Raw genomic sequence first — 26902 nt, forward strand, 5'->3', positions numbered from 1 at the left:
GCCACCCGCTACGACAAAACAGCCCAGTCCTTCGAAGCGGCCGTCACCCTCGCATCACTCCTGATGTGGGCGTGATATTTGACGACAGAACCTAGGGGGACGGCGACGGCGAGCGTGGGTCGGCGCGCAGCGCTGAGTCCACCAGGCGGAGGGCCGCCCGCGCCTGCGCCTCGTGCGTCTCGGCGCTGTCGAGGCGCAGGGTGAAGGCCGCGCTGGTCACGGCCGTGGCGCCGTCCGGGGTCACGCCGCACTCGCTGACGCAGTCGAGGCTGGTCCCACCGTGGAACCAGACGCCGTCCGTGCGGCCGGCGACGGGTCGCCAGGCGATGCCGAGGCCGTAGCGGACCCCGTCGGCCGAGATCCAGTCCTGCACGGGCACGGTCCTCTTCATCGCGGCGAGCTGCGCCGGGCGCAGCAGCCGCCCGCCGAGCAGGGCGCGCAGGAAGACGCCGTGGTCGTGGGTCGTGGAGATGAGGCAGCCGTCCGCTCCTCCGCCGAAGCCGAGGGTCGTTTCGGTGGGGCGGGTCTCGTCGGGGAAGTACGTGTAGCCGGTGGCCGTCGGCCGGGGAACGTACGACGAGGTGCCGGGCGTGAAGGTGGCGCGCAGGCCGAGCGGTTCGATGATCCGCTCGTGGACCTCCTGGGCCCAGGGGTGTCCGGTGACCGCCTCGACGAGCATCCCGGCGACGACGTAGTTGGTGTTGGAGTACGACCAGCGCCGCTCCCCGGCCGGGTCGTCGGCGTCGGGCAGCCACTGCGGGGGCTTGGACAGGGCCACCGCCAGCTGTTCCTCCGGCGACTGCGAGCGGAAGCGGTTGCGCCGGTACGCGTCGGGGGTGAAGTCGCCGCTGTCCGCGGTGATGTATTCGTTGAGGCCGCTGGTCTGCCGCAGCAGGTTGGCGACGGTGATGCGGCGGCCGTCGTTGCCGTGGCCGCGGATCGCGCCGGGCAGCCGCCTCTCGACGGTGTCGGTGAGCTTCAGCCGCCCCTCGCCGACGAGTTGGAGGACGACGGTCGCCGTGTACGTCTTGGTGTCGCTGCCGAGGCGGTAATACGCGTCCCAGGGCACCGGGCCCTTCGCGGGGGCGTCGAGGTCGGCGACTCCGGCGCGTGCGGTGGTGCGGCCGCGCGCGTCCTGCACCTCGGCGAGGACGCCGCTCGTGCCGGTGGCACGGATGGCGTCGACCCCGCGCTGGAGGGCCCGCCCACGCGGGCCGTGCGGGGTACGCGGAGCGGCCGAGGCCGAGGCCGGGACCGCGGCCGTCCCCACGAGCAGTGCCGATGCGGCCGCTGTGAGGCCAGTGCGCCTGCTGATCTCTTTCACTGGGTCTTCTCCGTCTTCAGGTCCGGCTTCGCACAGGTGACGTCCGCCGCGGGCAGCTCGCCGTCGCGCAGGTAGGTGTTCACGGCGTCGTCGGCGCACGGCACCGGGGTGAGGCCGTCGTTGCCGCGCCCGTAGACGCCGTGCGAGCGGATGTCGGCCGTGACGAGGCGGGAGGCGGTGAGCTTCTCGTGCAGGGCGAGGGCGCCTTCGTACGGGACGTTGTTGTCGTACTTGGCCTGGAGCAGCAGGACGGGCACGTCGTTGCGGATCTTCGTGCCGGGTTCGCGGGGCTCGCTCCCCCAGAACGCGCACGGGGCGATCATTCCGTTGACGTACGGCCCGAAGACCGGTTGCGTGGCGCGGCTGCGCTGCATGTTCTTCCAGTACGTCTCAGGGTTCTTCGGCCAGCCGCCCGCGGGCCAGCCCCCGTCGCCGCACATGAAGATCGCGCCGCCCACCATGCTGTCCGCCAGCTCGGGTGAGGAGAGGAGTTCCAGGAGTCCGCTGAGCGCGGGGCCCGGCTCGACCTCCTCACCCGCGGCTGCCTTCTTCAAGTCGGCTACGACTGAGGCGAGTTGGGGGTCGTTCTCCTCGTGCTGGACGAGCTGCTTGAAGATCATCCGCAGTAGTGGAGCGTTGAGGCGCAGCCCTTGGACGGGGATGGGGCGCCGTTCGGCCCGAGCGAGCAACTCCCGTACGTCAGCGCGCAGTTGCCCGGTCAGTGCGGCCTCCGCGGGCGCCCCCGACCGCTGGAACAGTTCGTACTGCGTCGCCGCCGGATCGGTCGACGAGTCCAGGACGATCCGGTCGGCCCGGCGCGGGAACAGCTGGGTGTAGACGGCGCCCAGGTCGGCGCCGTACGAGATGCCGTAGTACGACAGCTTGCGCTCGCCGAGCGCCGCCCGGACGGCGTCCATGTCGCGGGCGACGTTCCTGGTCGACGCGTGCGGCAGCAACTCGGCGTTGTCGCCGTGCTCCTGGCACCGGCGCGCCGTGTCGCGCGCGGACCGCACCGAGTCCTCGAAGTCGCGGCGCGGGGTGGTGGTCTCGGCGGGCGGGGTGGGCGGCGGGGCCTCGCCGCAGGTGGTGGGGGTGCTCTCGCCGAGGAAGCGGGGGTCGAAGCCGATGAGGTCGTAGCGGTCCGCCGCGTCCTTCAGTGCGGGCCGCAGCGCCAGGGTGTTGGCGAGCCCCGTGCCGCCCGGCCCGCCCGGGTTGGAGAGGAGGATGCCGCGTCGCTCGCCCGGCGACTTCGCCCTGATGCGGGATATCGCGATGTCGATCGTGCGACCGCCGGGGTCGGCGTAGTCGAGCGGCACGGTCACCTTCGCGCACTGCGCGCCCGCCTCGTTCAGCTCCTTCTGGTCCGCTGGGCAAGGGCGCCAACTGAGGGCGTGGCGCGGCCCCTTCGGGTTCTCGGGCGGGGCCGCGGCGGACACTCCGCTCGCGAGTATCCCGACGAGGCCCAGACTCGCGGTGACTGCTGACGCGACGCGCATCGTGCTCCTAGATCCGGTGGTGAGGGAACGGCGGGAAGACGATCACCACGCTAGGAACGCGCGTCGCCCCGGACCATCGGGCTACCGGGCCGAACCTCCCTGAGGACAACCCCCGTACGCGCACTCCGGCCCCCGGCGGCCTCGCCTTGACCTGGAGTCCGCTCCAGCTCCTAGGGTCGGAGCCGATCACCGGACACCACCCAGGAGGCACCACCATGACCAGCCTTCCCACGCGCCGGCTCGGCGCGCTGACCGTCTCCGCACAGGGCCTCGGCTGCATGGGGATGAGCCACGGCTACGGCACCTCGGACGACGCGCGGTCCATCGCGACGATCCACCGCGCCCTCGACCTCGGCGTCACCCTGTTCGACACCTCCGACTTCTACGGCGGCGGCCACAACGAACAGCTCATCGGCCGCGCCCTGGCGGGCCCGCGCCGCGAACAGGCCGTCGTCGCCACCAAGTTCGGCTTCGCCAACCGGCTCGGCGAGCCCACCCTCATCCGGGGCGACGCGGCGTACGTACGCGAAGCCTGCGACGCCTCGCTGCGCCGCCTCGGCGTCGACCACATCGACCTGTACTACCTGCACCGGGTGGACCCCGGCGTGCCGATCGAGGAGACCGTCGGCGCCATGGCCGAGCTGGTCGCGGCGGGCAAGGTGCGGCACCTCGGGCTCTCCGAAGCCAGTGCGCGCACCGTCCGGCGGGCGCACTCCGTGCACCCCATCGCCGCGCTGCAGAGCGAGTGGTCGCTGTGGACCAGGGATCTGGAGGCGGAGATCACGCCGGTCTGCCGCGAGCTCGGCATCGGCCTGGTGCCGTTCTCACCGCTCGGGCGCGGCTTCCTCACCGGCCGCTACACCTCGCTCGACGGGCTCCCGCAGGACGACCTGCGCCGCACCCAGCCCCGCTTCGCCGACGGCAACCTGGAGCGGAACCTGTCCATCGTGGAGACCCTGGACGCGCTCGCCGCGGAGAAGGGCGTCACCGCGGGGCAGCTCGCGCTCGCCTGGGTGCAGCACCGCGGCGACGACGTGGTGCCGATCCCGGGCACGCGCCGCGAGAAGTACCTGGCGGAGAACCTCGGAGCCGTCGCCGTCGAGCTGTCGGCCGACGAGCTCGCCGCGATCGACGCGGCGGCGCCCGCGGGCCGGGTCGCGGGCACGCGGTACGACGAGCGCAGCCTGGCGGCCGTGGACAAGTAAGGGCACGTAACCTGCGGGTATGCCCATTCCCGAGGAGAACGCACCCGCCATTCCGGAGGAGGGCGCGCCCGTACGGACCGCCCCCGTACCGGACGTCCTGACCCACCTCGCGGGCGCGTGGCGCGTCGAGCGTACGGTCCGCGACCTGGCGGACGGCTCCGAGGGCCGCTTCACCGGTACGACGCTCTTCTCGCCGCTGCCCGCCCCGGACACCGGTGGCCTCCTCCACCACGAGTCCGGCACCTTCACCTGGCACGGCGTCGCACGCCCCGCCGAGCGCACACTGCGCTTCCTGCCCGGCGAGGAGCCCGGCACGGCCCGCGTGGAGTTCGCCGACGGCCGCTTCTTCCACGGTCTCGACCTGCGCACGGGCCGCTGGACGACGGACCACCCCTGCGCGCGCGACCTCTACCGCGGCGAGTTCGAGGTGCTCGACGCGGACCGCTGGCGCGCCCGGTGGCGGGTCGGCGGCCCGGCGAAGGACCTGCTGCTCGTCACGGAGTACCGGCGGACGCGGTGACTCACTGGGTGCCGCGCGCCATCCAGTTCTCCGGGGCATCGAGCGCCTTGAAGCCGAGCTTCTCGTAGACGCCGTGCGCGTCCGCCGTGGCGAGCAGGGTCCGGCGCACGCCGTACGGCTCCAGGTGCGTACAGACCGCGTCGACCAGCGCGACGCCGAGCCCGCGGCCGCGCACGTCCGGAGAGACGTACACGTCGCAGAGCCAGGCGAAGGTGGCCCGGTCGGTCACCACGCGGGCGTACGCGACCTGCTCCCCTGAGCCCGCCTCGTACACCCCGAAGTTGACGGACCCGGCGATCGCCGCGTCCTGCTTCTCGCGCGTGCGCCCGAGGGCCCAGTACGCGTCGGTGGAGAGCCAGTGGTGGACCCGGGCGGCGTCGATGCGGGCGGGGTCGGCGGAGATCTCGTAACCGTCTGGCACGGTGGCACTGTCGTTCATGGGCCGAGCCTCGCAGCCGTCACGGGGTGGAGTCGAGCGTATTCCGCCTCGTGGGACAGGTCGTCCGTGGTTATCCCAGCACCTCGTCGCACGCCACCCGCAGCCTGCGCACCCCCTCCGTGATCTCCCCCACCCCGGCGACCGCCGCGAAGCTCAACCGGACGTGACCGGCGGGCGGTTCGGCCGCGAAGTACGGGCGTCCGGGGGCCACGGCCACGCCCGCGCGAAGGGCCGCGGAGGCGAACGCCGACTCGTCCGCGCCGTCGGGCAGCCGCAGCCACAGGTTGTAGCCGCCCGCCGGGATGTGCGGCACCGTGAACTCGGGCAGGCGCAGCCGCAGCGCCGCCGCCATCGCGTCCCTGCGCTCCTTCAACTCCCCCGAAACTGCCCGCAGATGGCGTGGCCAGGCCGGGGAACCCACCAGTTCGAGGGCCGCCTCTTGAAGCGGTCGGGGCACGAAGAAGTGGTCGACGACCTGGATGGCGCGCAGCCGTTCCAGGACCGGGCCGCGGGCGGCGAGCGCGCTGACGCGGAAGCTCGGCGAGGTCGCCTTGGTGAGCGAGCAGACGTGAACGACGACACCGTCGTGGTCGTCGGACGAGAGCGGGGGCGGCAGCGGGCCGGCGTCCTCGTGGACGAGGCGGCGCACGAAGTCGTCCTCGATGACGAACGCCCCGGCCTCGCGGGCGATCCGCAGGACCTCGGGGCGGCGCTCTGCGGAGAGCACGGCCCCGGTCGGATTCTGGAACAGCGGCTGGCAGACGAACACCCGGGCGCCCGTCGCGCGGAACGCGGCTTCGAGGAGCTGGGGGCGCACCCCGTCGGTGTCGACCGGCACCGGCACGGGCCGCAGCCCCGCCGCCCGCGCGATCGCCAGCATGCCGGGATACGTCGGGGACTCGACGAGGACCGGCGCGCCGGGCGGGGCGAGCGCCCGCAGTGCCGTCGTCAGCGCGCTCTGGCCGCCCGCCGTGATCAGCACTTCGGCGGCCGTGATCGCGCCGCCGATGCCCCGGGCGAACCACTCGCGCAGCTCGGGCAGGCCGTCGACCGGTGGCCGCCCCCACGCACCGGGCCGCCTCCCCGCCCGCGCGAGGGCCGCCGCCATCGCGCGCTCGGGCTGCAGCGCGGGGTTGAGGTAGCCGCCGTTGAACTCGATGATGCCCGGCGCCGGCGCGGCGAGCGTGGCAAGGACCCCGGACGCGTCGACCGAGCGCGGCACGAGCTCCGCCGCGGCGTCGGCGCTCAGCGTCACCTCCTGCCACGAGGTGTCCCCGGCGGGTGCGGTGGGCGCCGACGGTTCGGCGCGGAAGACGCCCGCGCCGGGCCTGGTGACGACGAGCCCTTCGGCGGCGAGCTGTCCCAGGGCCCGCGACACGGTCACCGGGCTCACCCTGAACCGCTCGACCAGCGACCGGCTCGACGGCAGCTTTCCACCTGGGGAGTAGCGGTTCAGCTCACTCCGCAGACTTTTCGCCAGTTCAGCCACACTGCTACTGTCATGCATGACAGCACAGGATAGCGCTACTCGCCCGACCCGGATAGCGGTCCCGGCCCCGGTCCCTGCCCCCGCGGAGACCCCCCGGCCGCCCCGCCCCTCCGGCACCCGCCGCACCGGCACCGTCATGGCCGCACTCGGCGTCACCGCCTTCTCCCTCACCTTCCCCTCCACCGCCTGGGGTCTCGAAGGCATCGGACCCTGGAGCTTCGTCACCCTGCGCGGCGTGCTCAGCGCGCTCATCGCGGGCGGCTGTCTGCTCGCCCTGCGCGTCGCGGTCCCGCACCGGCGCCACTGGGCGGGGCTCGCGGTGGTCGGCGCGGGCGTCGTCGTCGGCTTCCCGCTGCTCACCACGCTCGCCCTGCAGACCTCCACCACCGCGCACGCCGCCGTGGTCGTCGGCCTGCTCCCCCTGACGACCGCCGTCTTCTCGGCGGTGCGCACCGGGGCGCGGCCGTCGCGCGCGTTCTGGACGGCGGCGCTCGCCGGGGCCGCCGCCGTCATCGCGTTCACCGTGCAGCAGAGCGGCGGCGCCCTGACCGCCGCCGACCTCTACCTCTTCGGCGCGCTGCTGATCTGCGCGGCCGGCTACACCGAGGGCGGCCGGCTGGCCCGCGAGATGCCCGGCTGGCATGTCATCGGCTGGGCGCTGATCCTGTGCCTGCCGCTGAACGTGGTGGGCGCGCTCGTGGCCCTGCCGCACGAGTCCTTCCAGCTCACCGGGCACAGCACGGCGGGGCTGCTGTACGCCGCGATCGGCTCGCAGTTCCTCGGCCTGGTCGTCTGGTACCGGGGCATGGCGGCGATCGGCGTCCCCAAGGCCAGCCAGCTGCAGCTCGCCCAGCCGCTGCTCACCCTGGTCTGGTCCGTGTTCCTGCTCGGCGAGCACCTCACCGTCGCCGCACCGCTCACGGCGGCCGCCGTCCTCGTCTGCATCGCGGTCACCCAACGGGCCCGCGGCTGACCGGGCGGGTGGCCGGTTGCCCGTCCGACGGGGCCCCAACTCCCGCCACTCGTCGTACACTTGCGGCCACAGATCGCTACCGCAGAGCGGGACGAGGGGGCACTCCAGATGCGTGCAACCGTAGACGACGAGCTGGTGGTGCACGGCAGGGTCGTCGGGCAGCGCGACCGGATCGCGCGGATCGTCGAGGTGCTGGGCGCGAACGGCGGCCCGCCGTACCGCGTGCGCTTCGAGGACGGCCACGAGACCGTGGTGTCACCGGGCCCCGACACCGTCGTACGGCACCGGGACCCGGCCTCCTAGGTCACGCGGCCCGGCAGGTCACGCGGTCAGGCGCGGCGGTTTCGCCGGCTCCTGATAGTGGTCGGCGACCACCCGCGCCATCGCGCCGATCTTGTCGACCCCGACCTCCTTCGCCGAGAAGTAGATGTGCCCGCGCACCTCGTCGTACCCCTTGGCGTACGTGAGGTGCCGGGACAGCTCGGCCGGGTCCTGCCAGGCGGCGGGCTGCGCCGGGTCGCCGGCCTTGTAGAGGGCCTCGCCGATGTAGAGGTTCACACCGGTGCCGCGCACGACCTCGTTCCACCACGGGATGAGCTTGGCGTAGTCCGCCGCGGGGAAGCCGATGTTCCAGTACACCTGCGGGACGATGTAGTCGATCCAGCCCTTCTTCACCCAGCCGCGCGTGTCCGCGTACAGGTCGTCGTAGGTCTGCACCCCGGCCCGGGTGTCCGATCCCGTCGGGTCGGTCGCGATGTTGCGCCAGACCGCGAAGGGGCTGATCCCGAACTGGGTCTGGCGCCGCGCCTTCTTCACCCGGCCCGACATCTCGCGCACCAGCCGGTCGATGTTGTCCCGCCGCCAGGAGGCCCGGTCCGGGAAGCCGCCGCCGTACTCCTCGAAGGCCGCGTCGTCGTCGAAGACCTGGCCCGCGACGGGGTACGGGTAGAAGTAGTCGTCCCAGTGCACCGCGTCGATCGGATACTTCCGGACCGCGTCGAGCATCGCGTCCTGGACGAAGCGCCGCACCGCGGGCAGGCCCGGGTTGTAGTAGAGCTTCCCGCCGTACGGCACGACCCAGTCGGGGTGCACCCGCGCGGGGTGCGTGGCCACCAGGCGCGACGGGTCCGTGTGGTTGGCGATCCTGAACGGGTTGAACCACGCGTGCAGCTCAAGGCCCCTGCGGTGCGCCTCCTGCACGGCGGTGCCCAGCGGGTCCCAGCCCGGGTCCTTGCCCTGCGTCCCTGTGAGGTACTCCGACCACGGCTCGTACGGCGACGGCCACAGCGCGTCGGCGGTGGGCCGCACCTGGAAGACCACCGCGTTGAGTCTGCGGCTCACGGCCGAGTCCAGGAAGGCAAGCAGCTCGCTGCGCTGCTGGGCCGCCGGGAGGCCCGGCTTGGAGGGCCAGTCGCGGTTGACGACGCTCGCCAGCCACATGCCCCGCAGTTCGCGCTTCTTCTTCCGCCGCCGGTCGGGAGCGGCGGCCGCGTCACCCGCCGTCGCCAGACCGGCCACCGCCGCGGCGGCCACCACCGAGAAACCCCGACGTGACATACGCCTCATCTGCATGCCCCCTGAGCTCGCTGTGCACCGACACCCCTTGCCGGTTGCGCACAGCATGCCCGACCCGGCCCGTCATGGACCCCTCATTGCGGAGTAACGTTCACGGCCGAGGCAGGCACCATCCATACGGGGGACCTGCCGGCCCCGTTGATCAGCGAAAGGCACGAGGTGACCGACTCCATGACCGATATCGCACGCGTCGGAGTGGTGGGCTGTGGCCAGATGGGCGCCGGAATCGCAGAGGTCTGCGCCCGCTCCGGACTGGACGTGAAGGTCGCGGAGACCACCGGCGAGGCCCTGGAAATCGGGCGTACGCGGCTCTACAACTCGCTCTCCAAGGCGGCCGAGCGCGGCAAGATCTCCGACGAGGAGCGCGACGCGACGCTCGACCGCCTCAGCTTCACCACCGACCTCGGCGAGTTCGCCGACCGTGACCTGGTCATCGAGGCCGTGGTGGAGAACGAGCAGGTGAAGACGGAGATCTTCCAGGTCCTCGACCAGGTGGTGACCCGGCAGGACGCGATCCTCGCCTCCAACACCTCCTCCATCCCGCTGGTGAAGCTGGCCGTCGCGACCTCGCGCCCCGACCAGGTCATCGGCATCCACTTCTTCAACCCGGCGCCGGTGCAGCAGCTCGTCGAGCTGATCCCCGCGCTGACCACGTCCGAGGGCACCATCAGCCGGGCCCAGGCCGTGGTCGAGAAGATCCTCGGCAAGCACGCGATCCGCGCCCAGGACCGCTCGGGCTTCGTGGTCAACGCGCTGCTCATCCCGTACCTCCTCTCCGCGATCCGGATGTTCGAGTCGGGCATCGCGAGCCGCGAGGACATCGACAACGGCATGGAGATGGGCTGCGCCCACCCGATGGGCCCGCTCAAGCTCTCCGACCTGATCGGCCTGGACACGGTCGCCTCGGTCGCCGACTCCATGTACGCCGAGTACAAGGAGCCGCTGTACGCCGCTCCCCCGCTGCTGCAGCGGATGGTGGACGCCGGACGCCTCGGCCGGAAGACCGGCTCGGGCTTCTACACGTACGCCTGAGGGACCGCACTTCCCGTACGAACACTCCCCGTACGAACACTCTCCGTACCGACGGGCCCGGCACTCCTGCGAGTGCCGGGCCCGCGGCGTTCACACACCGTGTGCGCGATGGGCTCGCATATGCCCATCGCACACGCTCCCGCCCTGCCCGCCGCGCTAGTTGACTCTCTGTGCGGATGGAGGGGGGATGCGCCATTACAGAGAGGAGTGGTCTCGTGACCACCGACGGCGAGAGTGCCGTGGTCCCGGAAGAACTCGCTGAGTTGCGACGCAGCCTGGACGTGGGTCTTGCCCGCGTCGACGGACGGCTGGCGTTGCTCACTCAGCACGACGAACAGACCGCCAAGAACGTGGAGACCATGGAGGCCAGGGTCGCCGCACTGGAGAACACCCGCTGGCCACTGCCGACGATCGTCGCGCTCGCGGCGGTCCTGTCGATCGCCGTGGCGGTCTGGCAGGCCATCGGTCGCTGACTAACGCGCGTCCTGACCGAGGCGCAGATGGTGGAGGAGGAGAAGGGCCGCGGCCATGTTGGCAGCTGGCACCTCCCCGCGGGACACCATGTCGGGGACCAGCTTGAGCGGGATCCACTCGCGTCGGTCCGACTCGAAGTCGTCTTCGGGATGGCCGATGTACGTCCCTTCGTCGGACCAGTAGATGTGGTGCCGGGCGTCGGTGAGTCCGTTGGACGGTTCGACGCTCATGAGGTGCTTCAGCGGGCCCGGCCGCCAGCCGGTCTCCTCCTCCATCTCGCGTGCCGCCGCGTACGCGATGTCCTCACCGTCCTCGACGACGCCTGCCGCGAGTTCCCAGCCCCAGCTGTCGGTGATGAAGCGGTGCCGCCACAGCAGGAGCACTTCGTTGGCGGCGTTGACGACGGTGGCCACGGCGACGGGCCGCAGCCGTATCAGGAAGTGGTCCAGATGCCGGCCGTCGGGCAGTTCGACATCGGCGAGATTGACCGTGAACCACCGGTTTCCATACACAGTTTGTTCGCTCTGTTTCGTCCACTGCACGGTTCTGCCACCTTCCGACTGGTAGATGGCAATATCGCAGCAGACGAATCTTTGCAGCAGCGTGTGTGCGCCTCGGGACTGTGCGTCACAGGGGTACGCGCAGCGCCCCCGCGATCAGTTCGGCCGCCTCCGCCGTGCCCGCGCAGTCGCTGCGGACCAGGTGTTCACGGACCGCGCGCAGCCGGTCGCGCAGCCGCTGGGACTCCATTCCCCGGGCCTGTTCCGCCATTTCCACCGCCGTGGCCACCGCCTCGTCGGTGTTGCCCTGGCGCAGTTCGATCTGGCTCAGCATGGCGAGCCGGTGCACCCGCCCGCGGTCGTGCGCGGGCGTGTCCACGGCCGCCGCGGCGTGCTCCCGCGCGCTGACCAGATCGCCGAGGCTGAGCAGCGCCTCCGCCACTTGCACGTTCACCAGACCGGGCTGGACATAGCCCGTCTCGTCCGGCTCGCGGCCGCGCAGGATCCGGTCGGCCGCGGCCTCCGCACGCCGGATGCAGGACAGCGCGCTCCTGCCGTCGCCCAGGTGCGCGTACGCCTTGGCCTGCATCGCGTACAGGTCGGAGGCGAGCGCGGGAGTGAGGTCACGGCCCGCCGCCCGCAGCGCCGCCTCGGCGAACGCGACGGCCTGCCGGTACTCGCGCATGAACAGCGACTGGTTGACGAGGAGCGCGATCACATACGCGCCGAGCCCCGTGTCGCCGCTGGCCTTGGCCAGGCGCAGCGCCTGGTGGAAGTAGCGCTGGGCGAGGCCGTGCGCGTCGGAGTCGTAGGCGCAGATCCCCGCGATGGCCACCAACCCGCCCGTGGAGCGGTGCAGTTGGCGGCCCATCTCGTCGGTGTAGCTGCCGCGCAGCAGGGGCGCGGCCTCGGCGTTGAGGAAGCCGACGATGCGGGTGCGGGTCGCGATGCCACCGGTCTTGCGGTACATCTGCTCGTAGTGGGCGCGGGCGGCGCGCATCATCTCGATGTCGGCCGTGCTGACGGGGTGCCGTCCGCCGCGGGACACGTCGACGTCGTCGGGCGGGTTCTCCCACTCCCAGACGGGCATCACGGCGGGCGTTCCGGTGACGGCGGGCGCGCCGAGCAGGTGCGGGCGCTGCTGTTCGTCCGAGCGCCACAGCGCGGTGGCCCGTTCCACGAAGCCGGAGAGCGTGGAGGCGGCCGAGCCGACGCGGGCGGCGGGGACACCGGGCAGGCCGAGGCCGATGTCGTCCAGGGTGACGGGCCGCTGCAGCCGGGCGGCGAGCACCTCGCAGATCAGGTCGGGGACCTGGCCGCGCGGGCGCTGGCCCTTCAACCAGCGGGAGACGGCGGTGTGTTCGTACCGCAGCGCGAGACCTCTGGCTCTGCCGGCCTGGTTCACATGCGCGGCGAGTCCCGCGTGGGAGACGCCCGCTTCGTCGAGGATCGCGTCGAGCAGGGTGTTGGGCTGCATGGATGCCCTCCGGTGGCTCGGTGCCCCTCAGATTAGTGGAGGTGCCTTCACACGGGGTGTGAACTGAGTGCCCGGATCCGGGGGGTGTGCGCTCTGCCGCACGGTGTGTGGGATCGCTTGACTGAGATGCCTCATCAGTTAAGGAGGCCGGCCGGGCCGCCGGCTCCCCCCTCGAACAGTGCGGCGGCCCTCATTCGCGTCGTCCGTCCCGCCGTCTGCCCGACAACTCCATGGCGGGGCGGATGGCGCATGCCGGTCAGGGAGCGGGCTGCCGCTCCGGCTCGTGTTCCGGCTCCGCCCCGCACTGCTGCACCGGGGCCCTCCTGCGGTCGTTGCGCAGCACGAGCAGCGCCGCGTCGTCGGGGGGCAACCCGCCCGAATGGCGCAGGAGTTCGGCGTAGACCACGCGGATGAGGCGTTGTGGGGAGACCGGTGGGACGCGGGCCGCCTCGGCGAGGACGGTCCGCAGCGGGAAGAACGTGCCCGCGGCGTCGCGCGCGTCCTCCATGCCGTCCGTGTGCAGGACGAGCACCTCACCGGGCAGCAGCCGTCCGCAGCCGAGCACCGGCAGGTCGGCGGGGAGCGGGAAGGGGCCGAGCGGCGGCAGCGGCTCACTGTCCGTCAGGTGCCGCGCGGTGCCGCTGAGCAGATGCGGCCAGGGGTGACCGCAGTTGAGCGCGGAGACCTCGCCGTCCTTGCCGATCTCCAGGAGCAGTACGGTGACGAACTCCTCGACCAGTGGGCTTTCCGGCGCGGCGGCGCCGCTCGCGGGGTGCTCGGCCCGTGAGCGCTCGCGCAGGTGCCGGGCGAGCGCCCGCTCCAGCCGGCGCAGCACCAGGGGCAGTTCGGGTTCGTCGTGCGCGGCCTCCCGGAAGCTGCCGAGGACGGCGGCGACGGTACCGATGGCGGCGAGCCCGTGGCCCCGCACGTCGCCCATCACGACGCGGACGCCGTGGTCGGTGGCGACCACCTCGTACAGGTCGCCACCGACGGAGGCGCCGCGGGACGCGGAGAGCCGCCCGGCGGCGAGCGTGAGCCCTTCGACGCGGGGCGGCAGGGGCCGCAGGAGCACGTTCTGCGCGGCGCCCGCGACCTCGCGCATCTGCCGCAACTCCCGCAGCAGCGCCCGCCGGACGTGGAGTATGAGCCCGGTCCCGACGGCGAAGAAGACGACGCTGCTGACGATCCGCGCGCCCATGCTGTCCTGGGTGGCGAGCGGACAGGCCAGTTTGTACGTGATGGCGACGGCGCCCCACACCGTCGGAAGCCCCAGCGTGAGCACGCGGCGGGCGCCCTGCCGCTCCATGCGGGCGCCCTGCTGCTCCACGCGGGCGAGCGGCCGCCGGGAAGCGGCCGACCGGGGCCATCTGCGACGGACGTGGGAGCACCCGCCGCGCACCCTCGTTCGAAGCGCCGACCCGCAGGGGGCCCTGGTCTTGATACGGATCATGCCGATGGCCCCCCTTGGCCCTGTCCAGTGGACCGGCCCTTACGACCGGATCGATTCTGTCTACCGGGTGAACCGATCGAGCCAAGTGACGCCACTTATCACCCAAATGAGTGAGGGGCTTACCCGGTGATCCGGGTAAGCCCCTCTGTGCGCCTGTGGTGCGCCTCTGGTGCGCCTGGTGTCGGGCTACGGGCGGTGACTACGCCCCGCGCAGCACCGCGCCCGTCCGCTCGGCCGCCAGCGCGACGGCCGCGTCGCGGGCCGCGGAGGCCTCGTCGACGGTCAGCGTGCGGTCGGCGGCCCGGAAGCGCAGCGCGTACGCCAGCGACTTCTTGCCCGCGCCGATCTGCTCGCCCTCGAAGACGTCGAACAGCCGGATGGACTCCAGGAGTTCACCCGCCCCGCCGCGCAGGAAGTACTCGACCACGGCGGCCGGCACCTCCTGGTCGACGACGAGCGCGACGTCCTGCGTGGCCACCGGGAAGGTGGAGATCCGCGGCGCCCGCAGCACCCCTTCACGGGCCTGCTCCAGGCGGTCCAGGTCGAGCTCCATCGCACAGGTGCGCGCGGGCACGCCCAGCGCCTTGACGACGCGCGGGTGCAGCTCACCGGCGTGTCCGACGGTGACGATGTCACCGTCGACGACGACCTTCAGCTCGGCGCAGCGGCCCGGGTGCCACGGCCCGTACTGCCCCTGGTCGACGATCAGCTCGACGCCGGCCTCACGGGCGACGGTCCGCGCCGCCTCGACGGCGTCGGCCCAGTCGGCCGGGCGGCCCTTGCCCCACCAGCCGGCCTGCTCGCGGGCGCCCGCGAGGACGACGGCGGCGTGCCGGGGCTGGACGGGCAGCGCCTCGGTGAGGGAGGCGATCTCCTCGTCGGTGGGCCGCCGGTCGACGGGCAGCCGCACCGCGACCTTGAGCTCGGCTCGGGGGTGGAAGACCAGCCCGGTCTCGAAGAGCGCCAGGTCGTGGCTGCCGCGGCCGTCGTTGCGGCGCAGCGCCGAGAGCAGGCCCGGCAGCAGCGTCGTACGGAGCGCGGGCTCCTCGTCGGAGAGCGGGTTGACGAGCTTGACCACACGGCGGTTCGGGTCGTCCGCGTCCAGGCTCAGCTGGTCGAAGACGCCCTCCCCGATGAAGGGGTAGCTCAGCGACTCGACGTAGCCGGCGCCGGCCAACGCGCGGCCGACGCGGCGGTGCAGCCGCTGCCGCTCGGTCAGGCCGCGGCCCGCGGGAGGCTTCGGCAGGGTCGAGGGCAGGTTCTCGTACCCCTCGAGGCGGATGACCTCTTCGGCGAGGTCGTTCGGCTCGGCGAGGTCGGGGCGCCACGACGGGACGGTGACGGTCAGGTCGTCCTGGCCGTAGACGTCGCAGCCGACCTCCTGGAGGCGGCGTACGACGGTCTCGCGGCCGTAGGTGACGCCGGCGACCTTGTCCGGGTGGTCGGCGGGCATGGCGATCGTGCGCGGCCCGGTGGGCGCGATGACCTCCGTGACGCCGGCCTCGGCGCTGCCGCCCGCGAGGAGCACCAGCAGGTCGACGGCGCGCTGCGCGGCGGCGGCCGTGGCCTGCGGGTCGACGCCGCGCTCGAAGCGCTTGGACGCCTCGGATGCCAGCTTGTGGCGGCGCGCGGTGCGGGCGATGGAGATCGCGTCGAAGTGCGCGGCCTCGATGACGACGTCGGTGGTCCCGGCGGCTTCGTCGGAGTCGGCGATCTCGGTGTTGGCGCCGCCCATGACGCCCGCGAGGCCGATGGGGCCGCGGTCGTCGGTGATGACCAGGTCCCCGGCGTCGAGGACGCGCTTGGCGCCGTCGAGCGTGGTGATCTTCTCGCCCTGCTCGGCCCGGCGCACGCCGATCGTGCCCTGGACGCGGGAGCGGTCGTACGTGTGCAGGGGCTGGCCGAGCTCCATCATCACGTAGTTGGCGATGTCGACGGCGAGCGAGATCGGGCGCATGCCGACCTTCTGCAGACGGCGCTGCAGCCAGATCGGGGAGCGCGCCTCGGGCTGCAGGCCCGTGACGGTGCGCGCGGTGAAGCGGTCGCAGCCGAGCGGGTCGCTGATCTTGACCGGGTAGCCGAAGGAGTTCGGCGCGGGCACGTCGAGGAGCGCCGGGTCGCGCAGCGGCAGGCCGTACGCGATGGCGGTCTCGCGGGCGACGCCGCGCATCGAGAGCGCGTAGCCGCGGTCGGGCGTGACGGCGATGTCCAGAACCTCGTCGACCAGCTCGAGGAGCTCGATCGCGTCGGTGCCGGCCTCGTGCTCGGGCGGCAGGACGATGATGCCGCCGCTGCCGTCGTCGCCCATGCCCAGCTCGTCGCCGGAGCAGATCATGCCGTGCGAGGTCTTGCCGTACGTCTTGCGGGCGGCGATGGCGAAGTCGCCGGGCAGGACGGCGCCGGGCAGGACCACGACGACCTTGTCGCCGACGGCGAAGTTGCGCGCGCCGCAGACGATCTCCTGCGGCTCACCCGTGCCGTTGGCGGAGCCGACGTCGACGGTGCAGAAGCGGATGGGCTTCTTGAAGCCCTCCAGCTCCTCGATGGTGAGGACCTTGCCCACGACGAGCGGGCCCTTGAGCCCTGCGCCGAGCTGTTCGACGGTCTCGACCTCGAGGCCGACCTCGATCAGCTTGGCCTGCACGTCGCGGCCGGTCTCGGTGGCGGGGAGGTCGACGTACTCCCGCAGCCAGGAAAGCGGGACCCGCATCAGATCTCCATCCCGAACGGCCGGGTGAACCGGATGTCACCCTCGACCATGTCTCGCATGTCTTCGACGTTGTGGCGGAACATCAGCATCCGTTCGATGCCGAACCCGAAGGCGAATCCGCTGTACTTCTTGGGGTCGACGCCGCAGGCCGTGAGCACCTTCGGGTTGACCATGCCGCAGCCGCCGAGCTCGATCCAGCCCTCGCTGCCGCAGGTGCGGCAGGGGCGGTCGGGGTTGCCGACGGACTCGCCGCGGCACACGTAGCAGACCATGTCCATCTCGGCGGACGGCTCGGTGAACGGGAAGTAGTTCGGCCGCAGGCGGGTCTTCATGTCCGGACCGAAGAGCGACTGGACCATGTGGTCCAGAGTGCCCTTGAGGTCGGCCATGGTGAGGCCCTCGTCGACGGCGAGCAGCTCGATCTGGTGGAAGACCGGGGTGTGCGTCGCGTCGAGCTCGTCCGTGCGGTACACGCGGCCGGGGCAGACGATGTAGACCGGCGGCTCACGGCGCTCGAGCAGCGCACGGGCCTGCACGGGCGAGGTGTGCGTCCGCAGCACGACACCGGACTCGTCCCCGTCCGTCCCATTGGGGCCCTGCACGAAGAACGTGTCCTGCATCTGCCGGGCCGGGTGGTCGGGCGTGAAGTTGAGCGCGTCGAAGTTGAACCACTCCGCCTCGACCTCGGGACCCTCCGCGACCTCGTACCCCATCGAGACGAAGACGTCGGCGACGCGCTCCATCATGGTGGTCAGCGGGTGCCGGGCGCCGGCGGGCGTGCGGTCGTACGGCAGCGTGACGTCCACCGCCTCCTCGACCAGGACGCGGGCGTCGCGCTCGGCCTCGAGCTCGGCCTGGCGGGCGGCCAGCGCCTTGCTCACGGCGCCGCGCGCCATGCCGACCCGCTTGCCCGCCTCGGCCTTCGCCTGCGGCGGCAGCGCGCCGATCTCGCGGTTGGCGAGCGCCAGCGGCGAGGTGCCGCCGGTGTGCGCGACCTTGGCCTCCTGGAGCGCGTCGAGCGAGTCCGCGGCCGCGAAGGCGGCGAGCGCCTCGTCCCGCATGCGCTCGATCTCTTCAGGTTTCAGTGCCTCGACCTCAACAGGGTCGTACGACTTGTTCGGTGCCGACATCTCTTCCCGTGCTTCCGGTTGGCTGGCGGATGGGTCCCCGTCAACGACTCGGAGACAAGCTGTCCCAGGTGTGGGGACACAAAGTGCCAACGACCGAGTCTAACGGGGGTGCGGTGAACGAGTGCGCCCGCGGGCTGCTCAGGGCGTCCTCAGTGACTCACGTGAGTCACTGGAGATACGCCGGGGCCCCCACGGGCAACGTAAATCGGAACTGGGCGCCGCCGCCGGCCGCGCGGCCGACGGTGATCGTCCCGCCGTGCGCCTCCACGATGCCCTTCACGATGTACAGCCCCAGTCCCGTCCCGCCGCGTTTGCTGCCCCGCCAGAAGCGGGTGAAGACGCGGCCCATCGACTCCTCCGGAATGCCGGGACCTTCGTCGCTCACGGTCACGGCCGTCTCGGCGCCGCCCCGCTCGCGCGGCGAGGAGGAGGGCGCCACCTCGATGGTGACAGTTCCCTCGCCGTGCCGCACCGCGTTTTCCAGCAGGTTGCTGAGCACCTGGTCGACCTTGTCGGGGTCCGCCCAGCAGTCGGGCAGCGGCTGCTGGACCCGGACGAGGAAGCGGTCCGCGTCCTGGCCCGCGGCGACGTGCGCCTGGATGTGCCGGCCGACGGCGACCCCGATGTCGACGGGCTGGCGGCGCAGCTCGAGCCGTCCGGAGTCGATGCGGGAGATGTCGAGGAGTTCGGCGATGAGCCGGGTGACGCGGTTCGCGTCGGCGTCGACGGTCTCCAGCATCAGTTTCTTCTGGTCGTCCGTGAACCGCTCCCACTTGGCGAGCAGCGTCGCCGTGAAGCCCTTGACGGAGGTGAGCGGCGAGCGGAGCTCGTGGGCGACCGTGGCGATCAGCTCGGCGTGGCTGCGCTCGGTGCGGCGGCGGGCCTCGGTGTCGCGGATCGAGACGACGACACGGCGTACGGGCCCTGTGCGGGTGGTGCGGACGTAGCGGGCGGAGACGAGGACCTCGCGGCCGCCGGGCAGGAGCAGGTTGCGCTCGGGCTGGCCGACGCGGATCGCGAGGCCGCCGTAGGGATCGGTCAGCTGCCACCAGCGGCGGCCTTCGAGGTCCTCTAAGGGAAGCGCGTGGTCGAGTGGCGCGCCCAGGGCGTCGGCCGCGGAGACCGCGGTGATCCGCGCCGCCGCCGCGTTGAAGCAGATGACGTGGCCCGTCTCGTCCGCGACGACGAGCCCGTCGGGCAGCTCGTCGGGGTCGAGTCCGAGGCCGCCGAGGTCAACGGGACCGCCGTGGTCCGCGCGAGCACGGACGAGGTCCTGTGCCCCCGGTGCTCTGCTCGTGCCCACACTCATTCCCCGTACCCCACCTCTCGGACCTGTCGGGGCCCCCGAGCCCGTCACACTACTAGCTCGATGTGACGGAGCGGCACCCTCCAGCGGCGCGCTGTGCACGGGCGGAGGCATAGAGGCACACGGCCGCTGCCGTCGCGAGGTTGAGGCTTTCGGCTCTGCCGTGGATCGGAACACGCACCACCGCGTCGGCGAGTGCGCGGGTCGCCTCCGGCAGCCCCCAGGCCTCGTTGCCGAAGATCCAGGCGGTGGGGGTGCCCATGGTGCCCTTGTCGAGCTCCGTGTCGAGGTCGTCCTCGCCGGCCCCGTCGGCGGCGAGGATGCGCACGCCCGCTCCCTTGAGCCCTCGCACGGCCTGTTCGACGGGTACGCCCACGGCGACGGGCAGATGGAAGTGCGAACCGACCGACGCGCGCACCGACTTGGGGTTGTAGAGGTCCACGGAGCCGTCCGTGAGGATCACGGCGTCGGCGCCCGCGGCATCCGCGCAGCGCAGCACGGTCCCGGCGTTCCCGGGGTCCCGGACGTGCGCGAGGACGGCGACGAGGCGGGGCCGGGCGGCGAGGATCTCCTCGAAGGACACGTCAAGGAACCGGCAGACCCCGACGAGGCCCTGCGGGGTGACCGTCGTCGAGATGTCGGCGATGACGTCGTCGTCGGCGAGGTGCACCCGGGCCCCCGCGGCGCGCGCCTCCCCCACGATGTCGGCGTACCGCTCGGCGGCGTCGACGGTGGCGAACAGCTCGACGAGCGTCCGCCCGTGCCCGGCGGCCTCCCGCACGGCCTGCGGCCCCTCGGCGAGGAACAGCCGCTCCTTCCCCCGAAAATTCCGCTTGGCCAACCGCCGCGCGGCACTGACGCGGGGCGACTTGGGGGAGATCAATTCGGGGGCGGCGGTCATGACTCACCTTCGGGAAAGATGCGGGCGCCCCGTAGGGGCGTCCCGTCAGGGGCGCGGGGAACTGCGCGACCAGCCACAGCAGACCCGCGAACGGCAGAGAACAGAGAGGGGCAGACGGGGACCCGAACGACAGCGGACCCGCAAGCCAACGGGCTGCGGGTCCGATATCAAGCTCGGCAATGCGCGGGCGTCAGGCCGCCTTGGGCGCGTTGACGTCCGACGGCAGCGCCTTCTGCGCAACCTCGACGAGCGCGGCGAACGCGTTCCCGTCGTTGACGGCCAGCTCCGCGAGGATCTTGCGGTCCACCTCGATGTTGGCGGCCTTCAGACCCTGGATGAAGCGGTTGTAGGTGATGCCGTTGGCGCGGGCAGCGGCGTTGATGCGCTGGATCCACAGCTGACGGAAGTCGCCCTTGCGCTTCTTGCGGTCGTTGTAGTTGTAGACCAGGGAGTGGGTGACCTGCTCCTTGGCCTTGCGGTACAGGCGCGACCGCTGGCCGCGGTAACCGCTGGCCTGCTCGAGGATCGCCCGACGCTTCTTGTGGGCGTTGACTGCCCGCTTGACGCGTGCCACTTGTTAACTCCTTGTAGCTGGGTCACGTGCGTGACCCGAGAACGGCTTGGTCCCGATGGTCGGTCGGCTGCGCCCCGTGAGTGCGGGGCGCGCCGTCACATACCGAGGAGCTTCTTGACCTTGGCGGTGTCCGCCGACGACAGCTCGACGGTGCCGGCGAGGCGGCGGGTCAGGGTCGAGGACTTGTGCTCGAGGTAGTGGCGGCGGTTGGCACGCTGCCGGAGCACCTTGCCCGAGCCGGTGACCCGGAAACGCTTCTTGGCACCGCTGTGAGTCTTGTTCTTCGGCATAGCGCCGTTCTCTCCTCGTCAGTGGCACTCCGATGCCCGGTCGTGAAACCGGGCATCCGGGAGCCATATGTGTCAGTTGGCATCCTCTGGACTCGCGTCCTGAGGATCAGGCCTCGGCGTTGGCCTCGGCAGGGGCCTCGGCGGGAGCCTCGTCGAGCTCCTCCCCCTCGGCGGAGTTCTGCGAGCGGCCCGGGTTGGCCTTCGCGTCCGCCTTGCGGGCCGCCTGGGCCTCACGGGCCTCGGCCATCGCCTCGGTCTTCTTCTTGTGCGGACCGAGAACCATGATCATGTTTCGGCCGTCCTGCTTCGGGTTCGACTCGATGAACCCAAGGTCCTCGACGTCCGAAGCGAGGCGCTGCAGCAGTCGGAAACCCAGCTCGGGGCGGGACTGCTCGCGACCACGGAACATAATCGTGATCTTGACCTTGTCGCCCTGCTTGAGGAACCGGACGACATGACCCTTCTTGGTGTCATAGTCGTGCGGGTCGATCTTCGGCCGGAGCTTCATCTCCTTGATGACCGTGTGCGCCTGGTTCTTGCGCGCCTCACGGGCCTTCATGGCCGACTCGTACTTGAACTTCCCGTAGTCCATGAGCTTGCACACGGGCGGACGGGCGTTCGCCGCGACCTCGACCAGGTCAAGGTCGTACTCCTGCGCAAGCTCCAGGGCCTTGGCAAGCGGAACAATCCCGACCTGCTCGCCGCTGGGACCGACAAGTCGCACCTCGGGAACGCGAATCCGGTCGTTGATGCGGGGCTCGGCGCTGATGGATCCTCCTCGGTAGCACCACGTGACCGTCTGGCGGACTGCCACGTAACGTCTGTTTTCGTTGGACCTAACCGATTCGGCGCACGAAAAATGCCCCGGCCGGAACACAGGCGGGGCTCCTCACATACCGGAGCACCACCACGGTGTGCCGCGGGGCGCGTCTGACAATTCCATCGTCCGTACGGAACGATGGAAACCGTCTGACCGGTGACCCGCCGCCCTCAGGGCGGCCAGGTGGGAGATTCGGAGCCTCCACTTGCGGGTTGACTCACTACGAAGCCAACCGGTCGCTGTCCAGAATACCAGCACTTCGGAGGAGTGCACGCCTCGGCGACCGGCTTCGTCGCCGGGCCGGTACCTGCGGTTTCGAGGACCGTGGCGCGCGGAGCCCGGATTCCGCCATTTCGGCCATCAACTAGGCTGACACCGTTTCGGCCATCAGGAAGATGTGAGCATGAGCGACGCGATCCCCGCCCCCGAGTCCCCCGCCGGTGACTCCCCCGACTTCGACACCCTGACCCGTGACATCGCGGATGTCCCCGCGGTCGAGGTGATCACCACCGTGGCGGTCCACCTGATGAGCGCCGCCGCCGTGAACCTCGGCCTCGCCGAGGGCGGCGAGGGCCACAAGGACCTGGACGAGGCCCGCAAGCTGATCCACTCCCTGGCCGGCCTGCTCGACGCGAGCGCCACGGAGATCAGCTCGTTCCACGCGGCGCCGCTGCGCGACGGGCTGAAGTCGCTGCAGCTGGCGTTCCGCGAGGCGTCGCTGGTGAAGGACGAGCCGGGCCAGGGCCCCGGCGAGAAGTACACGGGCCCGGTCTACGGCTGACCAGGCACCCCGTACGACCTGGCTTTCACCCCGTACATACGTCTTTCACACCGTACGTACGTAAAAGGGCTCGCCCGGAGGCGTCGCCTCGGCCGGCAGCAGTGCCAGGTCGAGGCCGCGCACCAGGCGGGCCCTCAGTGTTTCGTCGGCGGCGATCCGGCGGGCCACGCGCTGGGCGGCGTCGGCCGGGTCCGCGGCCGGGTCCAGGACGAGGGCGAGGGTGCCGTCCGCGCGGCCGGGGCCGAGGTGGGCGCGGAGCACGACGGGCTCGGCTGCGACGGCGGCGCGGACCGCCTCGGTGACGGCCGGGTCGGCGAGCGGGTCGGCGCTGGCGCGTCCCTCGGCGAGGGCGAGCAGCGCGGAGCGGCCCAGTTCGTAGGGGACGGGGCCCGCGAGGTCGAGGACGATGGTGTCGGCCTGCTCGTGGGCGGCGGCCTGCAGCGCCTGGTGCAGCGGTACGGCGACGGGGCGGGCCGCCGGGTCCCACAGGGCGAGGGCCTCGATGGAGGTGAAGGCGGGGAGCGCCTTGCGGTCGCCCGCCTTGAGGGTGGGCACGGCCATGTCGCTGGTCTTCTCGCGGCGCAGCCCGTTCTCGTCCACCTCGACCTCGCCGAGCACGGCCACGACGGGGACGAGTAGACGGGCTCCCGCCAGGGCTTCCAGGACGGGGCCGTGGGCGGTGCGGTCCGCGGACCAGGCGGCGAGCGCCGCGGCCAGCCGGGGGTCGGCCGTCCCGTCGTCGTCGGAGAAGCCGGGGTCGGGAATGTTCTTGTTCGCCATGTTCGCCACGGTGTCGACCCTACAGAGTGGTGTCAGTCGCGCCGCGGCGCCCCTGACCTGGTCCTCCACAGGTGGACCGCCATCGCGAGCAGGAGTACGCCGAGGCCTCCGGCGACCGGCCCGACCCACCCGGCGGGCCCGTCGTCGCCCTGTGTCGCGTCCGGGCCCCGGCCGAAGTACTTCGTGCCGTACGTCGCCGTGCGCGGCTCCTCGGGCTTGATTCTGCCGGCGCGGGCGAGCGCCGCCGCGGGGTCGATCAGGCCGAAGCCGCGGGAGTCGTCACGGCCGCCGGACGGGGCGTCGCGGGCCGTGTCCTCCAGGAGCTGTTTGATCTGGGCGGGCTTCAGGCCGGGGTGGGCGGCGCGGATCAGGGCGACGGCGCCCGAGACGAAGGCCGAGGCGGCGCTGGTGCCCCAGCCCTCGTAGTACTTGCGGTCGGGGTCGGCGATGACGATGTCGTCGCCGGGTGCGGCGACGGTGGCGTACCAGCGGCGGGTGGAGAACGAGGCGCGGTCGCCGTTCTCGTCGACGGCCGTCGCGGCGATCACGCCGGGGTAGGCGGCCGGGTAGGAGATGTGGTCGCCGCGCTCGCCGCCGTTGCCGGCGGAGGCGACGACGGCGACGCCCTTCTTCAGGGCGTACTGCACGGCGGCGTCCTCGGCCGGTTCGGGGTGGGCGGACTTGGAGTCGTCGCCGAGGGAGAGGTTGATGACGTCCGCGCCGTGGTCGGCGGCCCAGCGGATGCCTTCGGCGAGGGCGTTGCCGCGGGTGTTGCGGGCCTTCTTGCGGGCGGGGTCGCCGTCTTCGAGGATCACCCGGACCGGCAGGATCTTCGCCTCGGGCGCGATGCCGAGTACGCCGTCGCGGCCGGCCGTGCCGTGTCCGTGGCCCGCGATGATCCCGGCCATGGCGGTGCCGTGCCTGGCCCAGGGCCGGTCGCCCCGGCCGGCGCCGAACCCGACCATGTCCTTTCCTTCGAGGACGCTGCCCGCGAGGTCCGGGTGCTCGGCGTCTATGCCGGTGTCCAGGACGGCGACGGTGATGCCGTCGCCCTTCGTGGTCTGCCAGGCCTGGCTGGTGCGCATGGCGTCGAGGGCCCACTGCTGGGCGCGGATGCCGTCGTCGGCGTACGCGGTGGCGGTCGGAGCGAGGGCCACCGCGATGCCGGCGAGGGCCGCGACGAGCCGTTTCCGCTTCCTCATGACTTCTTCTCCGCAGCCGCGATGATCTTGCGCAGGCCGCGCTCGACGCGGTCGGCGATGCCCTTCGCCTCGTGGCCGAGGCCCGCCTGGGCGGGCGCGGACGTGGTGTTGCTGCCCATGGCCTCGGTGGCGGGTTCGGGGTCCGTGACGGCGCGGCCGTCGGCGAATCCGGAGACGGAGTACGCGACGACGGGCGCGTCCGGCAGCACGGACACGGTCCAGGCCGCCCGCTGGGCGTCCCTGAAGCCCTCGGCGGCGGTGCCCTTGGCGGCGTACGGCCGCGGCATGAGGTCGGTGCGCCGGTCGAGCCCCTCCTCCGTGAAACGGTTCCGCAGCGTCTGCATCGCGTCGGCGTCCGCCTTGGTGAAGAGCAGGCCCACGGTGGTGACGTGGCTGCGGGTGGCGTCCGTGTACGTGGCCCGCAGCAGCCGCAGACATCCGACCGGGTCGAGCGCCTGCTTCAGCAACGGGTCGAACGCGCCCCGACAGCCGCTGTCCGGCGCGACGGCTATCCGGGTCCAGGCCCTGTCGGCACCGCCCGGTCCCGCGCCCTCCCCCTTCAGCACCGGCGGAAAGAGCCGGTCGACGGGGACGCTGTGCCAGAGGGCCCCGGTGACGGTGTACGCGCTCCGCGTGGCCCCACCGGCCGCGGACTCCCCCGTCAGCCAGCTCCCGGTCACCGCCCCTCCGATGAGCCCGAGCCCCAGCACGACACAGGCCGCGGCGGCGGCCGCACGCGGGCGCGCCCAGGCGCCGACGGGGCGCAGCCGAGTGGTGGTGTCGTCATACAGAGCAGGCCGCGCAAAAAACACGAACGGCCGCCCCGCACCGGGCCCCGGCGCCAAATCAACGGCCCCCACAGCCCGCCGCGCCCTCCCACCGGCGACGCCGCCGGTACGGACGTCCCCCGTGAGGGAGGCCGGCGACGGCACTGTCCCGCTGGGGGCCTCACGCTGCGCGCTGAGCGCGACGTCGCCGCCGGCCGCCGGGGCGGAGGGCTCGGCGGCGACGTCCGTGCGGGCCTTGCCCGGGACGGTCGGCGGGGCGTCGGGGAGGCGGGCGGAGGACGGCGGCGGTGGCACGGCGGCGCCGGGGGCCTCGCGGTGCGTGCCGGGCGCGACGGTGCTGGCCGCCGGGGTGGGGGGCTCGTCGGTGACGTCCGTGCGGGCCTCGCCCGGGACGGTCGGCGGGGCGTCGGGGAGGCGGGCGGAGGACGATGGCGGTGGCACGGCGGCGCCGTCGGCCGCCGGGGTGGAGGGCTCGGCGGGGGCGTCCGTGCGGGCCTTGCCCGGGACGGTCGGCGGGGAGTCGGGCAGCCGGGCGGAGGACGGCGGCGGCGCCATGCCGGGAGCCTCGCGTTGCGCGCGGGGCTCGGCGGCGAGGTCGGTACGGGCCTTGCCCGCGACCGTCGGCGGGGCGTCGGGCAGCCGGGCCGAAGACACCGGCGGCGACACCTCAAGGGAGGCTTCCCGGTGTGTGGGTGGTGTGGCCTTGCCGGTCGCCGGGGTGGACGGCTCGCCGGGGGCGTCGATGCGAGCCTCGCCCGCGATGCTCGGCGGCACGTCGGGCAGACGAGCGGAGGACGGCGGCGGTGGCACGGCCACGCCGGAGACCTCGCGGTGCGCGCCGGGCTCGACGGTGGCGACCGTGCAGGCCTCACCCGCGACCGTCGGCGGCACGGCGGGCGCAGAGGACGGCGGCGGTGGCACAGCCATGCCGGAGGCCTCGCGGTGCGTGTCGGGTGCGGCGGTTCCGGTCGCCGGGGTGGGCGGCTCGGCGGTGAGGTTCGGGCGGGCCTTGCCCGCGATCGTCGGCGGGGAGTCGGGCAGGCGGGCCGAAGACGCCGGTGGCGGCGATGTCTCGCCGGACTGGCGGCGCGCCCGAGGCGCGGTCGCCGGGGTGGGCGGCTCATCGGGGGCGCCGGGGCGGGACGGGGACAGCGGCGGTTCGCCGGAAGGTGTGGGGGACGCGTCGTCTGTGGTCGGCGGCGTGTGCGGTTCGTCCGCGACGATCTTCGGTGGGGCGTCGGGCAGCCGGGACGAGGGCAGCGGTGGCGTCTCGTCGGAAAGCTGGTGGGGGGTGGCAGCGGGCGCCGGGGGGTGGGGGGTGCGGGGCTCGTCGAAGGGGGCCAGCAGGCTTTGTATGCGGGTGGCCCTGTCCGGGTCCTCGGGGGTGGGGCGGGGGGTGGTGAGGAGCCAGTCCTTGTCCACCGGGGGACGGACGTCGGGGAAGCGGGCCGAGGGGGGTGGCGGCGGCTCGGCGGGCGGGGCCGCGGGGGGCGGCGGGGACGCGGGGCGGGGCGGCGCGGTGGGGCGCGGGGGGATGGGGCTGCGAGGCGCCTCCGTGCTCATGCTCCCCCGTTTCCTCGCGCTCGGCCGGCCGGAGCGCGAGGTCGGCGAGGCTCCGTACGCACCGCTCGGCCAGGCTCCGTGCGCGTCACTCTACGGGCAGACC

The 26902-nt window shown here is 72.5% G+C and carries 25 protein-coding genes; 7 read left to right on the plus strand and 18 right to left on the minus strand.

Translation table 11 applies throughout. The features are described 5' to 3' along the window. Positions 1-91: 91 nt before the first annotated feature. Together ACI2L3_RS23770 and ACI2L3_RS23775 are read right to left on the minus strand one after the other, a co-directional pair. Entirely contained in the window at positions 92-1315 is a 1224-nt protein-coding gene (locus ACI2L3_RS23770; protein WP_404754654.1) for a serine hydrolase domain-containing protein, read from the minus strand. 5 nt (positions 1316-1320) lie between these two features. Beyond that, the gene (locus tag ACI2L3_RS23775; protein ID WP_404754397.1) at positions 1321-2820 is read right to left on the minus strand and encodes an alpha/beta hydrolase; all 1500 of its coding nucleotides are present in this window, start codon (positions 2818-2820) and stop codon (positions 1321-1323) included. 215 nt (positions 2821-3035) lie between these two features. On the opposite strand from ACI2L3_RS23775, the gene ACI2L3_RS23780 reads away from it, so the two are divergent. Together ACI2L3_RS23780 and ACI2L3_RS23785 are read left to right on the plus strand one after the other, a co-directional pair. Beyond that, entirely contained in the window at positions 3036-4025 is a 990-nt protein-coding gene (locus ACI2L3_RS23780; protein ID WP_404754398.1) for an aldo/keto reductase, read from the plus strand. A 19-nt stretch (positions 4026-4044) separates the two neighbouring features. After that, a complete protein-coding gene (locus tag ACI2L3_RS23785; RefSeq protein WP_404754399.1) occupies positions 4045-4545 on the plus strand; it encodes a DUF6314 family protein in 501 nt (166 codons plus the stop codon). 1 nt (position 4546) lies between these two features. Here ACI2L3_RS23785 and ACI2L3_RS23790 read toward each other — a convergent pair whose 3' ends face one another. Next, positions 4547-4984, minus strand: coding sequence for a GNAT family N-acetyltransferase (locus ACI2L3_RS23790; protein WP_404754400.1), 438 nt, complete (start codon positions 4982-4984; stop codon positions 4547-4549). A 70-nt stretch (positions 4985-5054) separates the two neighbouring features. Then, complete coding sequence (locus ACI2L3_RS23795; protein ID WP_404754401.1) at positions 5055-6491, minus strand: PLP-dependent aminotransferase family protein; 1437 nt, start codon at positions 6489-6491, stop codon at positions 5055-5057. On the opposite strand from ACI2L3_RS23795, the gene ACI2L3_RS23800 reads away from it, so the two are divergent. Together ACI2L3_RS23800 and ACI2L3_RS23805 are read left to right on the plus strand one after the other, a co-directional pair. Further along, positions 6490-7446, plus strand: coding sequence for a DMT family transporter (locus ACI2L3_RS23800; protein WP_404754402.1), 957 nt, complete (start codon positions 6490-6492; stop codon positions 7444-7446). The genes ACI2L3_RS23795 and ACI2L3_RS23800 overlap by 2 nt on opposite strands. Before the next feature lie 108 nt (positions 7447-7554). Beyond that, complete coding sequence (locus ACI2L3_RS23805) at positions 7555-7749, plus strand: DUF1918 domain-containing protein (RefSeq protein WP_404754403.1); 195 nt, start codon at positions 7555-7557, stop codon at positions 7747-7749. An 18-nt stretch (positions 7750-7767) separates the two neighbouring features. Here the strand turns inward: ACI2L3_RS23805 and ACI2L3_RS23810 are convergent, their stop codons facing one another. Next, positions 7768-9012 carry a glycoside hydrolase family 10 protein gene (locus tag ACI2L3_RS23810; protein ID WP_404754404.1) on the minus strand — a complete coding sequence of 415 codons (1245 nt, stop codon included), beginning with the start codon at positions 9010-9012 and terminating at the stop codon, positions 7768-7770. A 180-nt stretch (positions 9013-9192) separates the two neighbouring features. Between ACI2L3_RS23810 and ACI2L3_RS23815 the strand changes: the two genes are divergently transcribed. Together ACI2L3_RS23815 and ACI2L3_RS23820 are read left to right on the plus strand one after the other, a co-directional pair. After that, positions 9193-10053 (plus strand): 3-hydroxybutyryl-CoA dehydrogenase, encoded by an 861-nt coding sequence (locus ACI2L3_RS23815; protein WP_362993551.1) that lies wholly within the window; start codon positions 9193-9195, stop codon positions 10051-10053. A gap of 215 nt (positions 10054-10268) precedes the next feature. Continuing rightward, positions 10269-10526, plus strand: a complete 258-nt coding sequence (locus ACI2L3_RS23820; RefSeq protein WP_404754405.1) for a hypothetical protein — start codon at positions 10269-10271, stop codon at positions 10524-10526. Here ACI2L3_RS23820 and ACI2L3_RS23825 read toward each other — a convergent pair whose 3' ends face one another. The 10 genes from ACI2L3_RS23825 to infC form a co-directional block, all read right to left on the minus strand. Beyond that, positions 10527-11069, minus strand: a complete 543-nt coding sequence (locus ACI2L3_RS23825; RefSeq protein ID WP_404754406.1) for an NUDIX hydrolase — start codon at positions 11067-11069, stop codon at positions 10527-10529. Between the two features lie 85 nt (positions 11070-11154). Continuing rightward, the gene (locus tag ACI2L3_RS23830; protein WP_404754407.1) at positions 11155-12504 is read right to left on the minus strand and encodes a transcriptional regulator; all 1350 of its coding nucleotides are present in this window, start codon (positions 12502-12504) and stop codon (positions 11155-11157) included. 256 nt (positions 12505-12760) lie between these two features. After that, a complete protein-coding gene (locus ACI2L3_RS23835; RefSeq protein WP_404754655.1) occupies positions 12761-13810 on the minus strand; it encodes a PP2C family protein-serine/threonine phosphatase in 1050 nt (349 codons plus the stop codon). 343 nt (positions 13811-14153) lie between these two features. Continuing rightward, the gene (gene pheT, locus ACI2L3_RS23840; RefSeq protein WP_404754408.1) at positions 14154-16664 is read right to left on the minus strand and encodes a phenylalanine--tRNA ligase subunit beta; all 2511 of its coding nucleotides are present in this window, start codon (positions 16662-16664) and stop codon (positions 14154-14156) included. After that, positions 16664-17794: a phenylalanine--tRNA ligase subunit alpha gene (gene pheS / locus ACI2L3_RS23845; protein WP_404754409.1), complete on the minus strand. Its 1131-nt coding sequence runs from the start codon at positions 17792-17794 to the stop codon at positions 16664-16666. The genes pheT and pheS overlap by 1 nt, the downstream gene beginning before the upstream one ends. A gap of 166 nt (positions 17795-17960) precedes the next feature. Then, positions 17961-19103: an ATP-binding protein gene (locus ACI2L3_RS23850; RefSeq protein WP_404754410.1), complete on the minus strand. Its 1143-nt coding sequence runs from the start codon at positions 19101-19103 to the stop codon at positions 17961-17963. Positions 19104-19155: 52 nt separating this feature from the next. Next, entirely contained in the window at positions 19156-20001 is an 846-nt protein-coding gene (locus ACI2L3_RS23855; protein WP_404754411.1) for a TrmH family RNA methyltransferase, read from the minus strand. 190 nt (positions 20002-20191) lie between these two features. Next, positions 20192-20575, minus strand: coding sequence for a 50S ribosomal protein L20 (gene rplT, locus ACI2L3_RS23860; protein ID WP_404754412.1), 384 nt, complete (start codon positions 20573-20575; stop codon positions 20192-20194). Between the two features lie 95 nt (positions 20576-20670). After that, positions 20671-20865, minus strand: a complete 195-nt coding sequence (gene rpmI / locus ACI2L3_RS23865; protein ID WP_365358163.1) for a 50S ribosomal protein L35 — start codon at positions 20863-20865, stop codon at positions 20671-20673. A gap of 106 nt (positions 20866-20971) precedes the next feature. Beyond that, on the minus strand, positions 20972-21679 hold the full coding sequence (gene infC / locus ACI2L3_RS23870) for a translation initiation factor IF-3 (protein WP_404754413.1): 708 nt from the start codon (positions 21677-21679) through the stop codon (positions 20972-20974). Between the two features lie 409 nt (positions 21680-22088). On the opposite strand from infC, the gene ACI2L3_RS23875 reads away from it, so the two are divergent. After that, positions 22089-22466 carry a DUF1844 domain-containing protein gene (locus ACI2L3_RS23875; RefSeq protein ID WP_404754414.1) on the plus strand — a complete coding sequence of 126 codons (378 nt, stop codon included), beginning with the start codon at positions 22089-22091 and terminating at the stop codon, positions 22464-22466. A 45-nt stretch (positions 22467-22511) separates the two neighbouring features. Here the strand turns inward: ACI2L3_RS23875 and ACI2L3_RS23880 are convergent, their stop codons facing one another. From ACI2L3_RS23880 to ACI2L3_RS23890, 3 genes are read right to left on the minus strand one after another with little or no spacing between them, the layout of a single operon-like run. Continuing rightward, a complete protein-coding gene (locus ACI2L3_RS23880) occupies positions 22512-23246 on the minus strand; it encodes an SseB family protein (protein WP_404754415.1) in 735 nt (244 codons plus the stop codon). Positions 23247-23278: 32 nt separating this feature from the next. Then, positions 23279-24448 carry a type VII secretion-associated serine protease mycosin gene (gene mycP / locus ACI2L3_RS23885; RefSeq protein WP_404754416.1) on the minus strand — a complete coding sequence of 390 codons (1170 nt, stop codon included), beginning with the start codon at positions 24446-24448 and terminating at the stop codon, positions 23279-23281. Next, positions 24445-26799, minus strand: coding sequence for a hypothetical protein (locus ACI2L3_RS23890; RefSeq protein WP_404754417.1), 2355 nt, complete (start codon positions 26797-26799; stop codon positions 24445-24447). The genes mycP and ACI2L3_RS23890 overlap by 4 nt, the downstream gene beginning before the upstream one ends. Positions 26800-26902: the final 103 nt, after the last annotated feature.

Origin of the sequence: Streptomyces sp. NPDC029674 (assembly GCF_044903205.1) — a bacterium.
GTDB lineage: Bacteria > Actinomycetota > Actinomycetes > Streptomycetales > Streptomycetaceae > Streptomyces.